Source organism: Scytonema sp. UIC 10036 (genome assembly GCF_009725235.1).
Window position 1 is genome coordinate 1 of sequence record NZ_WJFC01000287.1, and the last position, 13,172, is coordinate 13,172.

Sequence of the window (13,172 nt, forward strand, 5' to 3'; positions counted from 1 at the left end):
TTGGATTTTGGATTTTGGAATTTGGATTTTGGATTTTGGATTTTGGATTTTGGATTTTGGATTTTGGATTTTGGATTTTGGATTGGGAAAATTATTCCCTACTCCCCACTCCCTACTCCCTACTCCCTGTTGTAACTCTTGAATGACAGATGCTTTCTTTGCGGGGGGAACACCTGCCACAACATCAGCGCTTGAGAGTCCTAGTTGGTTGGCTACAGCAGTGGCAGCTTCTAATGAGTCACCGCTTAACATCATGACCCGCAGACCCATTTGACGCAACCTGTCCACTGTTGCTTTAGCATCTGGTCTTATATTGTCCCGAACAGCAATAAGTCCGGCTACAGTAGCTTCCACTACTATAAAAACAACTGTCTTACCATCTGCCGCTAGTGTTTGCGCTTGTTTTGCTGTAGTTTCGCCGATCGCAATTCCATGCCAGTGCAGCCAGTCTCTATTACCCAAAAGCACTAAACTGCCTTCCACAACAGCAGATACGCCCAATCCTGGTTCTGTACAAAAATCCGTAGCACTGGGGATTGACAAATCTTGCTTTTGTGCTTCTTGTACAATGGCTTTTGCAAGTGGGTGAATTGTTCCACTTTCCACGGCAGCAGCTATTTGGATAAGTGATTGAGGTGAGTTATTCCCCATGCCCAGTTCCCGATGCCCAACGCCTTCAGGGATGCAGTCCGTTATCACAGGATGACCTGTCGTTAGAGTCCCAGTTTTATCAAAAACGACGGTGCTTAGAAGGTGTACTTTCTCCAAAACATCTCCACCTTTGATGAAAAGACCCCTCTGTGCGCCAATAGTTGTCCCAACAAGTATGGCTGTGGGTGTGCAAGGCCTAACGCACAAGGACAAGCAACTACCATGACTGCGATCGCTAGTTTAAGGCTGACAAGGAGGTGAGGGGTGAGGGGAGTGAGGGAGTGAGTCAGTGAGGGAGTGTGGGAATGATGAGCTATGTTCATTACACCTGACATAGTTACGTTATGCCAAATGTGGGTGCCGAAAAAGTACCAGAAAATAAATGTTAACAGCGCAGCTGTCAATACACCATAGGTAAAGTATCCTGCTACTGTATCTGCTAATTTTTGTACGGGGGCTTTGCGAGTTTGGGCTGTTTCTATTAGGGCAACAATCGATGCTAAAGTTGTATCGCTTCCAGTACGAGTTGCCTGCATTGCGATCGCACCTGAAAGATTGATTGTCCCTGCTACTACTGAATCTCCCGGTTGTTTGATAACTGGCATTGCTTCTCCAGTCAGCATCGACTCATCTACAGTTGTTTGTCCATCCACAATCTCGCCATCAACGGGAATTTTCTCTCCAGGAAGAACTTGCAACCATTCACCAACACGCACAACTTCAGCGGGAATTTCCACAACTCCCTTATTGGCAGAAACTGTAGAAGTCGTATCTTCCTCTAGTTTTGGTTTAGCAATTAACCGGGCTACTTGCGGCTGGAGGGCAAGCAACCCTTTAAATGCCACAGCCGCACGATTTCTGGCTTGTTTTTCCAATGTCCGCCCTAACAAAATAAAGCCCAGCATCATGACTGGCTCATCAAAGAAACATTCCCAACCCAGTTGGGGAAACACTAAGGCAACTAAGCTGGCAATGTAGGCTGTTAGCGTTCCCAATCCCACAAGGGTATTCATATTAGGTGCATTGTGCCGCACGCCCAGCCACCCGTCTATCAAAATTGGACGACCGGGAATGAGTATGGCGACAGTTGCTAAGCCACAGTGGAACCAAATATTTTGCAAAACTGGCGGTATCGGTCCCCCAAGACTGCCAATATGCCCGGTCATTGACAGTACCAGAAGTATTGCGGCGATCGCCAACTGCTGCCGTGCTAACTTCATTTCTTGGCGCTGGCGTTCTTCTGGATTGGGCATTCCTTGTGTCTCGCTTGCTCCTTCTTTGCCTAATTTCCGGGGTTGAGTCGGGAATCCAGCTGATGTCAATTTCTCTGCCAGTGCTTCTGGCTGTACCGCACCAATTTCTAATTCTACGACTGCTACTTCTGTTGCTAGGTTCACACAAGCGCTTTTAACTCCCGGATGTTGAGTTAGCTGGCGTTCTACTGCCTTTACACAGCCAGCACACTTCATACCCCCAACATCCAAAGTAATTTTCTCTGTTGTTAGGGCTGGTTCTAAGGGAAGGTTAGTCTTCGAGACAAATTGCATGGAAATGTTTGGATTTGCTACGAAAGAAATATAGACGCTCTCATTTAAGCGCCTCTTATTTGAGCGTAGGCGAAATCCGAAACATTGACAGATTGTCAAATATGTTAACTTTTATGAAGCTCGTGAAACATTGGACATCATCTCTGGTATCACTTCTCCATCATTTCAACGGACGCTGATACCAACGCCAATACATAATGTAAATTAATGCCAGCACCTGTAGTGGTATAAGAACAAATTCACCTTTTAAAAAAGGGTGTATTTCCAAATGAGACATAGTACTGAAATACGCCATTGCCATGAGAGCAAGAGCTATTAAGGTTAAATTTTTACCTTTGAGAGCTAACATATCAGTAAATACTATTTAGTTTCTCATAAAGACTAACACAACTCACAATTCTGTTCCATCTCCCCGACTTCTTTGAGAAGTCGGGGAGCTAACTCAACAACCTTCAATTGACTTTTATAGAAAAAAGAAATTGACCGAGAGGAGAGTGCATAAAAGAAATATAGAGTTCTCCGGTTGTGAATAAATTAAACAGACGCAGAATATAGTAAAACAAGCATATAGAAAAACCGATTGAGTGAAAAGTTTTTATTCTAATGACTTGGCAATAAAATGCAGTCATTCGACGTTTTAACAGTAACTCCACAGCAACATGAATGACAGCAATGAAAAAGCTAGAAAATAAGATAATACCAAACACATTTTCTGATATTGCTCGTTCTAAATCACCACGTGCGATCGCCATAAAAGAACGAGTCATTCCGCATGTCGGACAAGGAATACCAGTGAAATGTCGAATCGGACAAACTAAGAAAGCTATTCTATAACCTTGGTTGTAGAATAGAGTTCCAAGTATTGGGGTACTACAAAATCCAAGTAGACCCCAACGAACAATTTGACCCCGGTATGATAAAGGATATCGAGATAATTTCAACACCTATTTTATTGAGACGCAGACAACTGAATGTGGGAGGGTTGCTCCATATTTATTGAATTTACATATGAACTTTATATTTTGACTTTTGAAATGATTAAAGCCATTTCTTTTTATTCACTATGTAAGTATTAATAAATTCATCATCAGTTTTGGTTAAATACATAATGCCCTCAACCAAACCGAGAATGCCCATGAATGGTGCTCCGATACCACATGTTAGTAACGAAACAAGTAGCATGATAATACCTTCGGTATTATAACCAAGAATAAACTTATGAACACCTAATGCTCCAATCAGGATGCCACAAATACCAGCAGCAGTTTTTTTGCTAGCATCGCTTGAGGTTCCATTCGACATTTGAGTGCAACTCCTGTATTTCTCATCATGACGCCACAATGCTAGCGTTGAGTTTTTTACCTACAAACCGTACAATCACTTAATTTTGCACAAACATCCTGAAAGGGCTAGGATAGTCGAGAAATAATGTATTGTGTTATGAAGCAATACAAATGACCAGTGACCGATCTCCGATCGCTGGTTAGTGGTTAGTGGTTAGGGGTTAGTGGTTAAAACCAACCTTGCCTATTGAGGAAATAGGTACTGACAAACTCATCGTGTGATTTGTTTAAATAAATCATTCCTTCAATTAAACCAACAAGCTGCATAATGAGTAATGTCAAACCATAGGTAAAATAACTACCAACCAATGAAATGATTAGCATGACAAATCCCTCAGGAGCATAGCCAAGAATGAATTTGTGGATACCAAAACCACCAAAGATAATACCGCAGTATCCAGCTAAAAGTTGTTTGGTAGCATGACTGGGGCTGAGTTTAGCCATGGGTTTAGTTCCTTTGCTTTATGAGTGATTTATAAGTAAGACGTATAAGCTGTAGCTAGTTAAGGATTTTGGTTGACTTAACGAGCAGTAGAAGCACTGATAAAAATAGATATGCAGAACTAGCGTGCTACCAATGTATGGTGAACGCTAGCGACACGAAAAACTAACAGTCTTCAGACACAGCTGAAACTGTACTCCTTCGTAACTCTCCTATCTTTACTTTAGCTAGAAAATCCGGCTAAGCAGTTTTGCAGCACGTTATGCTGGCAAATTCTTTGATGGACAATTAGCTACAAGAGTCGTAAAAATACAAGTACCCTAGTCATTTTTACCAGTCAAGCTATGCTTTCTCCGGATTCTTTTTATATTTCTACGATAATAAGAATACTGGTGTAGATAGTATTATAATTTTAAGTCAATCGAAATAGCAGTAACTGTATGAACCGCAGTCTGCTCACTGTTTCTTAATGGAACAGCGAACATACAATGGTTCTGTTTTAGCTATTTATGCCATCAAAGGAGCCTACACCTGTGAACGGGTAGAATCTTTTAGTGTGACTACTTCACTGTTTCTTTTTCGGAGTTCCTAAGTTGTTGTCAACTTTAGCACATCTGATTCAAATTAGCATTTATTGACATTAAACACCAAGGTCTGTCAGTAAATTTTTGTAAAACTTTTAGCAAAGAATTTGTAAAGTTGGCAAATAGAAAAAATCATTGACTGGGGCTACCTAAAATAAACAGACTCAGGAGAGTACCACTATTCCAAAGACTGTGGAGAAGCATAGGAGCCAGAAGATTGCGCGATCGCGTGTAAACGACGCCCAGTACGATGCCCAAAGAGAAAAGGGGGAGAATTTCCGCCAAGCTTAGGTGAGCAGCCGCAAACAAAAAACTACTGATGAGGATCGATCCCCATACGGGTAGGTAACGGGTGAGAGAGGGTAACAAGAAACCGCGAAAGAGAATTTCCTCAAAAATGGGAGCTGCGATCGCCGCCGTAGAGAAAAATATAGTCAGTGCGATAGAATCTTGGCTTTCAAGCACCAGTTGTAACAGGGGATTGCTACCGCCTTGCCCTTTCCACAACTGTTGATTCACCAAAGATACGACAACCACTACAGGCAATGCTACACAGTAGCCACCAAACCCCCATAAAAACCATTTATCATTGAACCGGAAGCGAAACCAATCATCTGGTAGTGGAAAAAACCGCTTGATAGCTAAATACAGTACTGACAGAGCACCTAATGCCACGAACAAATAACTAACAAAGACAGATACAGCTTGAACTCGCACGCTAGAGGCAAGGGTTTTGATAGGAAGAACCGATTTTGCTAAAGGTACGAGGAATGCTTTGAGAGCCACAGGTACCAGGAATTGTCCCGTGAAGAAAAAACCTACAACAAAGACTATCAAAATCGTTTCAGCATTCCAAGGAGTTAACCAAGTGACATCTGCATTTTGAGCAAGTATTGCAGTTTTTCCCTTGAAAACACGTTCGCCCAGCAAAAAGAGCAATAAGCCAACCCCAATAAGAGAAGCAATCACCGGGACAGTACCAATCAGTGATAATCTCAACATTGCTGTTTCAGCAACTTCCTGTTGAGATGTTTTTAAATTTGTCAGGGTATCTTGCCGTTGCTGAAGTTGATAGAGTTTTTCCAGAGCAATATATTTAAACCAGCCATCTAAATTAGCTTGAATCAGTGGTTCAGAATCAGGCAAAAGACGAGGGGGATCGCTCCACAGCCCTGCTAAAACTGCTGCTACCTTGGCAAATTCAGAATCACTTCCCAAACTTTGCTGCATTTCATTCCACGTTTTCAAAGCAGCATCAGTTTTTCCTTGCTGTGCTTGTAAGATTCCCAATCGCAAATCTAATTCGGGAACTAATTTTTGCATTTGATTGAGCGACTGCTGCAACAGTAGCTGCTGTTCGGAAGTGGGGTTAGTTGCAGGAGGATATTGCAATTGAGGTTGAGAAGTTGCAGGAGCCGTTTCTGGTTGAGATTGAAGTTGTGCAAGTTGAGTTTTGATTTTTTCTAAATTACCTTGAGCCGATTTGCGTGCTTCTTGATACTGCTGTGTAGCTGCATCCAGAGGTTTAGCACCAAGGATAGCATCTTGCAAAGGCTTCAAATTCTCGTTGTCGCTGTCCGACGTTTCCAGAGAAACTGCTTGTAGTACAAGATTTGTTTGGTAAAGTTCCAAGCGACTTTGAAACTGAGGTTGCTGCCAACTCGATAATAAAGACTGACCGGCAGTTAAGATTGTCAGCAGAGTCAGAACTATTAAAATAAACCGCCCTGCGGTTCTTACAAACGTTGAACTTGGCTGCTCGTGACTCATTCTTCCTCCCTTGACTAACCAGTGCAGAGCCAATCGTCTGACCCCTTGAGAATTATCGCAAGAAAATGCCTTGATTGGTTAGGGGGTAGGGAGTAGGGGTTTTCAACCAACAACCAACAACCAACAACCAACAACCAACAACCAACAACTAACCTTAGATATCATCAATTCATAAGTATCTCGCGGTTCCATTATGTTAGAGTACAAACCATTATTTAATTGCTTGCCCTCTGCAGAGGATTTACCTGATTCTGACGATACTCCTGTGGATAACGAACTGCAAGATTTAATTCCTGGTTTTCTCAAAGCAATCTTGGCTTGGATATGGGCTAGCCGTATGGATTGGTTTTTTGGAGTGGATATGGGAGTTTACTACGATCCCGACTTACCACCTATCGTACCAGATGGATTTTTGAGTTTGGGGGTTCGTCGAATTGTCAGCGAAAACTTACGCTTGAGTTATGTCCTTTGGGAAGAAAAGGTTCTTCCGACTATGGTGCTAGAAGTTGTTTCTAAAAAACGGCGTGGGGAGTATACAAAGAAAAAAGACTTTTACGCTAAGTTGGGAAGTTCATACTACGTTATTTACAATCCCATCCGTCCTAACAAGCCTCCTTTGGATGTTTATCGTTTGGTAAATGGTGAATATGTTAAACAAAAAGGAAACCCAGTGTGGTTGGAAGAGGTAGGATTGGCAATCGGTCACGAAAGAGGAACCCACCTGGGCATTACCCGAGACTGGTTGTACTGGTATGACCAACAAGGAGTAAGATATTTAACGCCAGAAGAACTAGCCACTACTGCCGAACAACGTGCTACCACTGCCGAACAACGTGCCAAAAGGTTAGCAGAAAAGTTACGTTCTTTAGGAATAGATCCAGATACGCTAAATTAATATTTTTTTGAGGTTATCTCAATGATATTGGAGGAGCCTTCATGGGACAGTTTGCCCTCTCCTATGGACTTAGTCAGCTCAGACGATACCCCTGTAAATGATGAATTGCAAAATTTGGTACCTAGTTTACTGAATTCTGTGCTTGCAGGAGTGTGGGCAAATCGTACTGATTGGTGCTTTGGCATCAGTATGGGAATTTTTTACAATCCCAACGAGCCTCCTGCTGTACCAAATGCATTTTTGAGTCTCGGAACTCAAAGAGTTATAGATGATGATGAATACGAAGACTTGCGCTTGTGTTACGTGTCTTGGATAGAAAAAGTTGCACCAATTATGGTCCTTGAGATAGTTCCTTATAATACCTGTGGAGAGGAATATATTGGTAAAAGAAAACTTTATGAGAAACTGGGAATTTTATACTACGTCATTTACAACCCTCGCCGTCGTAGAAAAACGACTTTTGAAGTCTTTCGTTTGATAGATGGCACTTATATTTTGCAACCAGGAAGCCCTGTGTGGTTGGAAGAGGTAGGATTGGGAATTGGTTGCGAACGGGGAACTTACTTGGGAATCACGCGGGATTGGTTGTACTGGTACGATCGCCAAGGTATCAGATACCCAACACCAGAAGAAAGAGTTGCAGCCGCCGAACAACGTGCTCAAAGATTAGCAGAAGAGTTGCGAAGACTGGGGGTAGATCCAGATAATTTAGAATAGGGCATGGGGCATTGGGCATGGGGCATTGGGAATGGGAAAAGAGTATGATACTAAATCCGCCTCAATCCAAAATCTAAAATCTAAAATCCAAAATAGAATGCGTTATTTTCGTAAATGGGTGGCATTATTCATTGCTAGTATTCTTGTTGTGACAATTTCTGGGGTTATCGGTTATGGTAATCTAATATTTGCAGCAGATTCTAGCCTTGCAATTAAAAATAGTTTTACAAGATCTCCAACCTTTAATTTTTATAACGTTCTCGATCAAAGTGGAGCCGATCCGTGGGTGTACAAACACACAGACGGATATTATTACATGACCTACTTAACAAATCAAAATATTACAATATGGAAGTCTTTGACACTTTCAGGCATTGCAGGGGGAGAAAGCAAAACTGTTTGGACACCACCCAAGTCAGGTGCAAATAGTCAGAATATATGGGCACCAGAATTACATTTTCTGGATGGAAAGTGGTACATATACTACACTGCAGATGATGGTAATAATCCAAACCATAGAATGTTTGTGCTTGAAAATACTAGTTCCGATCCGTTTCGCGGAAATTTTGTGGATCGAGGCAAAATATATGACAAAAAAAATGACACATGGGCAATTGATGGTACAGTTTTAACTGTGAGTGGGAAAAGATACTTTATTTGGTCTGGATGGGAAGGCGACAATAACGTACAACAGAATTTGTATATTGCACCAATGAGCAATCCAACGTCACTCAGTGGTTCGCGAGTTAAGATTTCAACTCCAACTTATGCATGGGAAACTTTTGGTAGCCCTCCAAAGGTGAATGAAGCACCGCAAGTCATTATTAAAGACAAAACCATTAATCTCGTTTACTCTGCAAGTGTAGGTTGGACTAATAATTATGCTTTGGGTTTATTAACAGCAAAAGTTGGCAGTAACCTTTTGTCTGCATCTGCTTGGCGTAAATATAAAGAACCAGTGTTTCAAAGCGGGAATGGCGTAGTTAGTCCCGGACATTGCAGCTTTGTGAAATCTCCAAATAACAAAGAAGACTGGATTGTTTACCATGCAGCAAACCATTTAAGCGCTGGGTGGAATCGACATATAAGAACTCAAAGATTTGGATGGAACCGAGACGGTACTCCTAACTTTGCTTCTCCAGCACCTGTTAATACTCCTATTAATGTACCTGGTGGAGAGCCTCAACGCGATCGCTACCAAGCTGAAGATGCTCGTTTTACTGGTGTTGCCAAAATAATATCTCACCCAAGCGCATCAAACGGAGCAAAAGTTGGTTACATTGATAACCCACAAAGCAATGTAGAATTCCGCGTTCAGGTAAAAAAGCGAGGAACATACAATATGTCAGTCAGATTTGGGAATGGCACAGAAGGCGGAAAGATAGCAAGTCACAGATTATATATTAATGGCAAGGAAGCTCCAGCAATAAGATATGTGTGGACGGGATGGGACAACTGGTTAAATGCAGTTATCCGAGTACAATTAAACACTGGCACAAACCAGATTCGCTTCAGCAAAGGCGAAAATTCTGCCGAAATTGATTGCATCGATATTTTTCCTGGTTCGTAGTAGCGCTGTCGTCGCATGCATCGCAAATACAAACACTTAAGCGTAGGGTAGGCAGTGCCCACCTAGCCCTGTCAAGGTGACTCATAAAATTTTAATTCAAGTGGCAATTCCTCATCTTTTTTCTCTGCGCTCTCTGTGCCTCTGCGGTTTAAAAGTCATTTATTTAACCGCAGAGGCGCAGAGTACACAGAGGTAAGAGATGAGGTAGCTATCGAGTACCTGAAGTTTTTATCCACCTTGACAGGGCTAGCAGTGCCCACCCAACCCATTTTCATTACGCTACGGCTAACGATTTATCTTCTTCCCAGCAAAGTAATAGATCGAGATTCCCTAATTCTGTAAAAGTTCTAGCAGCTAGCAAACAACGTAACAAATCAACACACATCTTTGCCGGATAAATTCCTTCCTGTCCGCCAACAACTAGCTTTTCTGTTATATTGGGCTTAGATGAATCAACTAAGCTATAAAAGCTTAAGTTATCAAAAGTTACAGTAACAATATATTTTTCTGACTCACCACCTCCAATACTCATATACATTTCATCATCTGCACCAAGTGTCACTAAAGTTTTACTTTTACCATTTAATTCGCGTATAGCAGCTTCTATCTTACTCCAGTTTGGATTTTCGATTAATTCCCCTTCATTTTTGTTTCCAACCCATTTTTCTACAGACATATTTAATACAAACATTTCCTTCCTCTCAAAGTGCTAGCATCACAGGGTTATCAGTCTACGATCAAACTTGATTTAGCAATTGAAAATAATCGTCTCTAGAAATTTCGGCTGTTTTCAAATTGTTTTTGATGATTGAGACGGGAATTTCATCGTATGTAGGAATTACGATTGGTCTAGAGATACCGGGTTTGATGTAGCAACGATGACTTCCTTCTTGCCTAGCAAATGTAAAACCAGCAGCAATAAATACCTTTTCTAGCCTTTGCCAGGAAATGGGTGTTATTCTTGGCATTTTCAGACATCTACTGTCATAGAATGCCTTTCAATTGATACCCAATTAGGGCTTATCCAGTTTCCATCTTGTAGTTTGTAACCCGTTTCCTGAAGAATTTCCTCTAAAGTACCCATATCAGCAGCAGTAACTAGAAAAAGATGGACTGCTTCGTCTAAAGCAATTCTTGCCTTGTCTTGCGTTTCTCCTGAACTCATAACATCTAAGGGCATCGCATGAGCTACAAATTGTGAGTCTTCTTTCCAAATTTGGACTGTATAGTCGATATGCATTTTTTTATCCTATCTTTAGGACTTAACTCTGCCACCACTGCTTGTATTCATAACTTGTGGTGAGTTTTCTTCTACTATTCTAATTTTAGCGATCGCATTTATACACATAAATTCTACATGATGTAGCAATCCTCAATTATTCCTGAAAAGTTAGCTCCCCGACTTCTTTGAGAAGTCGGGGAACTGAAGACTATAAATTTCATATGCGCTAACCCACAAACGCTCTAGCTACAAAGCAGAATCAAAAATTTGCTGGGCTGTCAGATTGAGTTGAGGGAAAGTAGGGGATACAATTGCAGTGTTTCCCCTAAACAAATTCATTTGATATTCCCCATTAAGTAACTGGCATACAAAAATTGCAGGTTCTTTGGGGTTGCCAAGAAAGTTGCGTCCTCCTAGTGCAGCATAATCAGTAATCCAAAACTCAGGAATACCCATTTCTTCATAATCAGCGAACTTTTTATGGTAGTCATCTCGCCAATTAGTTGAAACAACTTCAACGACTAAGGGAATAGATGCGGGTTGGGAAACAGTTGACTCGTTCTCCCACAGCGGTTCATTTGGGAGATTGTCGCGATTTATTAATAAAATATCTGGAGAGTAGGCTGATTCTTGGTTCGATGGTTTAACTAATGCAGTTTTGGGAATGTGGTAGGGAAGGTTGAGGCGATCGAACTCTACAGTTATTTTACGTGCTAAGAACCCAACGACATTTTCATGCTTCCCGGTTGGTTGAGCCATCTCGACAATTGCTCCATTGTGTAGTTCGTAGCGTCTACCTTCGGGACGCCATGCTGTAAATTCTTGAAAAGTTAATAGTTTGGGTGAAACTGGTGCAGTAGTCATAAGTTCTTCTATTGATATGAGTTTTTGTCAGTCATATCATGTTCGGCTAATGAGGTATAAATTAATTGGTTTGTAGTTGGGATGCATGCGAAGACAGCGCAACTACAAACCAAGTGTATAGTTCTAAAATTCTATTGTGCGGGAGTTTATAAATCCTCTATAATTTAACTTCCAAAACTGCTAAAGAAATCTAGAGTTTCTTTTAATGCTTTCACAAAAACGTCAATTTCTTCACTTGTATTGTAGAAAGATAAACTCGCTCTTGCTGTTGCTGCAATACCTAAATGGCGGTGTAATGGTTGAGTACAATGGTGCCCGGAACGAATGGCAATACCTTCTTGATCTAATAATGTCGATATATCGTTGGCATGGACATCTTTTGCAGTGAAAGCAGCAAGCGCAGCTCTCCCCAAACCTGCAATTTTAGGCAATGGACCAAATAAACGAATTCCTGGAATTTGTACTAGCTTATCAAAGAGATAACCAGTCAATTCAGATTCATAAGCATAGATTTTATCCATGCCAATACTGCTGAGGTAATCCACTGCTGCGCCTAGGGCAATTGTTTCTGCGATCGCAGGTGTACCGGCTTCAAATTTATGGGGTAAATCGGCGTAGGTAGAACTATCTAAAAACACTTCAGCAATCATCTCCCCACCACCAAAAAAGGGAGGCATTTGCCGCAGCAATTCCAACTTGCCATACAAAAATCCAATTCCAGTTGGCGCACACATTTTATGTCCGGAAGCTACCAACCAATCGCAGTCAAATTGCTGGACATCAATCGGCATATGGGGGACACTTTGGCAAGCATCAATTAAAACTTTTGCTCCGTATTGATGAGCGATCGCGCAAATTTCTGTTACGGGATTAATACAACCCAAAGTATTAGAAACATGAACCACCGACACCAATTTTGTTTTGTCAGAAATCAGTGTTTTAAACTGTTCCAAATCAAAACTTTCCTCTGGTGTCAGTTCCACAAACTTTAGCACAGCACCTGTTTTTTGTGCCACAAAATGCCAAGGAACCAAATTACTGTGGTGTTCCATAACTGAGAGAATAATTTCATCTCCCTGTTGCAAATTGTTCATTCCCCAACTGTAAGCAACCAAGTTAATAGCCTCAGTCGCATTACGGGTAAAAACAATTTCCTGACGCGATGCAGCATTGACAAACGCAGCAACTTTATCTCTGACGGCTTCATAAGCTTCAGTGGCTTTAGCACTGAGAGTATGTACGCCACGATGCACGTTAGAATTGTACTGCTCGTAATAATCTCGCAAAGTATTCAGTACGAGCAAAGGTTTTTGTGATGTAGCAGCGTTATCGAAATAAATCAAAGGTTTCCCGTTGACTTCCTGATGTAATATTGGGAAGTCAGAACGGACTTTATCGGCAAGGGTTCTTTCTTGTGTATAAGTCATTGGTTGATAGTTGTTAGTTGATAGTTGTTGGTTGTTGGTTGTTGGTTGTTTGTTGTTAGTTGTTAGTTGTTAGTAGTTAGTGGTTAGTTGATAGTAGATATAAGATAGAACTTAAATTATTAAAAATTAGAGTTAAAAAT

At 41.2% G+C, this 13,172-nt stretch carries 13 protein-coding genes and 1 pseudogene; 3 read left to right on the forward strand and 11 right to left on the reverse strand.

Features of this window, described 5'->3' with window-relative positions; all coding sequences use genetic code 11:
• The 6 genes and pseudogenes from F7734_RS56895 to F7734_RS56920 all read right to left on the reverse strand — a co-directional run.
• Positions 1-2,198: pseudogene (locus tag F7734_RS56895) on the reverse strand (cation-translocating P-type ATPase); the annotation flags it as partial.
• 160 nt (positions 2,199-2,358) lie between these two features.
• On the reverse strand, positions 2,359-2,547 hold the full coding sequence (locus F7734_RS56900) for a hypothetical protein (RefSeq protein WP_155752981.1): 189 nt from the start codon (positions 2,545-2,547) through the stop codon (positions 2,359-2,361).
• Positions 2,548-2,650: 103 nt separating this feature from the next.
• Positions 2,651-3,061, reverse strand: coding sequence for a DUF2752 domain-containing protein (locus F7734_RS65900; RefSeq protein WP_347566460.1), 411 nt, complete (start codon positions 3,059-3,061; stop codon positions 2,651-2,653).
• Positions 3,062-3,236: 175 nt separating this feature from the next.
• Positions 3,237-3,500 (reverse strand): TM2 domain-containing protein, encoded by a 264-nt coding sequence (locus F7734_RS56910; RefSeq protein WP_155752982.1) that lies wholly within the window; start codon positions 3,498-3,500, stop codon positions 3,237-3,239.
• A 209-nt stretch (positions 3,501-3,709) separates the two neighbouring features.
• Complete coding sequence (locus tag F7734_RS56915; protein ID WP_155752983.1) at positions 3,710-3,985, reverse strand: NINE protein; 276 nt, start codon at positions 3,983-3,985, stop codon at positions 3,710-3,712.
• A gap of 714 nt (positions 3,986-4,699) precedes the next feature.
• The gene (locus F7734_RS56920; protein WP_155752984.1) at positions 4,700-6,337 is read right to left on the reverse strand and encodes a type II CAAX endopeptidase family protein; all 1,638 of its coding nucleotides are present in this window, start codon (positions 6,335-6,337) and stop codon (positions 4,700-4,702) included.
• 193 nt (positions 6,338-6,530) lie between these two features.
• Here F7734_RS56920 and F7734_RS56925 point away from each other — a divergent pair, with 193 nt between their 5' ends.
• The 3 genes from F7734_RS56925 (at position 6,531) to F7734_RS56935 (ending at position 9,519) form a co-directional block, all read left to right on the forward strand.
• Positions 6,531-7,232, forward strand: a complete 702-nt coding sequence (locus tag F7734_RS56925; RefSeq protein ID WP_155752985.1) for a Uma2 family endonuclease — start codon at positions 6,531-6,533, stop codon at positions 7,230-7,232.
• A 21-nt stretch (positions 7,233-7,253) separates the two neighbouring features.
• Positions 7,254-7,949, forward strand: coding sequence for a Uma2 family endonuclease (locus F7734_RS56930; protein ID WP_155752986.1), 696 nt, complete (start codon positions 7,254-7,256; stop codon positions 7,947-7,949).
• 97 nt (positions 7,950-8,046) lie between these two features.
• Positions 8,047-9,519, forward strand: coding sequence for a family 43 glycosylhydrolase (locus tag F7734_RS56935; RefSeq protein WP_155752987.1), 1,473 nt, complete (start codon positions 8,047-8,049; stop codon positions 9,517-9,519).
• A 274-nt stretch (positions 9,520-9,793) separates the two neighbouring features.
• Here the strand turns inward: F7734_RS56935 and F7734_RS56940 are convergent, their stop codons facing one another.
• The 5 genes from F7734_RS56940 to F7734_RS56960 all read right to left on the reverse strand — a co-directional run bounded on the left by F7734_RS56940 (position 9,794) and on the right by F7734_RS56960 (position 13,032).
• Entirely contained in the window at positions 9,794-10,210 is a 417-nt protein-coding gene (locus F7734_RS56940) for an Imm1 family immunity protein (RefSeq protein ID WP_155752988.1), read from the reverse strand.
• Positions 10,211-10,256: 46 nt separating this feature from the next.
• Positions 10,257-10,487, reverse strand: a complete 231-nt coding sequence (locus F7734_RS56945; RefSeq protein WP_155752989.1) for a type II toxin-antitoxin system HicA family toxin — start codon at positions 10,485-10,487, stop codon at positions 10,257-10,259.
• A gap of 2 nt (positions 10,488-10,489) precedes the next feature.
• The gene (locus F7734_RS56950) at positions 10,490-10,759 is read right to left on the reverse strand and encodes a hypothetical protein (protein ID WP_155752990.1); all 270 of its coding nucleotides are present in this window, start codon (positions 10,757-10,759) and stop codon (positions 10,490-10,492) included.
• Between the two features lie 228 nt (positions 10,760-10,987).
• The gene (locus tag F7734_RS56955; protein WP_155752991.1) at positions 10,988-11,605 is read right to left on the reverse strand and encodes a Uma2 family endonuclease; all 618 of its coding nucleotides are present in this window, start codon (positions 11,603-11,605) and stop codon (positions 10,988-10,990) included.
• Between the two features lie 164 nt (positions 11,606-11,769).
• On the reverse strand, positions 11,770-13,032 hold the full coding sequence (locus F7734_RS56960) for a SufS family cysteine desulfurase (protein WP_155752992.1): 1,263 nt from the start codon (positions 13,030-13,032) through the stop codon (positions 11,770-11,772).
• Between the last annotated feature and the right edge of the window lie 140 nt (positions 13,033-13,172).

Excerpts from the sequence above, each read along its gene's own strand:
- F7734_RS56960 (WP_155752992.1), bottom strand. The coding sequence starts at position 13,032 with ATGACTTATACACAAGAAAGAACCCTTGCCGATAAAGTCCGTTCTGAC.
- F7734_RS56910 (WP_155752982.1), bottom strand. The coding sequence starts at position 3,500 with ATGTCGAATGGAACCTCAAGCGATGCTAGCAAAAAAACTGCTGCTGGT.
- F7734_RS56930 (WP_155752986.1), top strand. The coding sequence starts at position 7,254 with ATGATATTGGAGGAGCCTTCATGGGACAGTTTGCCCTCTCCTATGGAC.
- F7734_RS56950 (WP_155752990.1), bottom strand. The coding sequence starts at position 10,759 with ATGCATATCGACTATACAGTCCAAATTTGGAAAGAAGACTCACAATTT.
- F7734_RS56935 (WP_155752987.1), top strand. The coding sequence starts at position 8,047 with ATGCGTTATTTTCGTAAATGGGTGGCATTATTCATTGCTAGTATTCTT.
- F7734_RS56900 (WP_155752981.1), bottom strand. The coding sequence starts at position 2,547 with ATGTTAGCTCTCAAAGGTAAAAATTTAACCTTAATAGCTCTTGCTCTC.
- F7734_RS56955 (WP_155752991.1), bottom strand. The coding sequence starts at position 11,605 with ATGACTACTGCACCAGTTTCACCCAAACTATTAACTTTTCAAGAATTT.
- F7734_RS56915 (WP_155752983.1), bottom strand. The coding sequence starts at position 3,985 with ATGGCTAAACTCAGCCCCAGTCATGCTACCAAACAACTTTTAGCTGGA.
- F7734_RS56940 (WP_155752988.1), bottom strand. The coding sequence starts at position 10,210 with ATGTTTGTATTAAATATGTCTGTAGAAAAATGGGTTGGAAACAAAAAT.
- F7734_RS56925 (WP_155752985.1), top strand. The coding sequence starts at position 6,531 with ATGTTAGAGTACAAACCATTATTTAATTGCTTGCCCTCTGCAGAGGAT.
- F7734_RS56945 (WP_155752989.1), bottom strand. The coding sequence starts at position 10,487 with ATGCCAAGAATAACACCCATTTCCTGGCAAAGGCTAGAAAAGGTATTT.
- F7734_RS56920 (WP_155752984.1), bottom strand. The coding sequence starts at position 6,337 with ATGAGTCACGAGCAGCCAAGTTCAACGTTTGTAAGAACCGCAGGGCGG.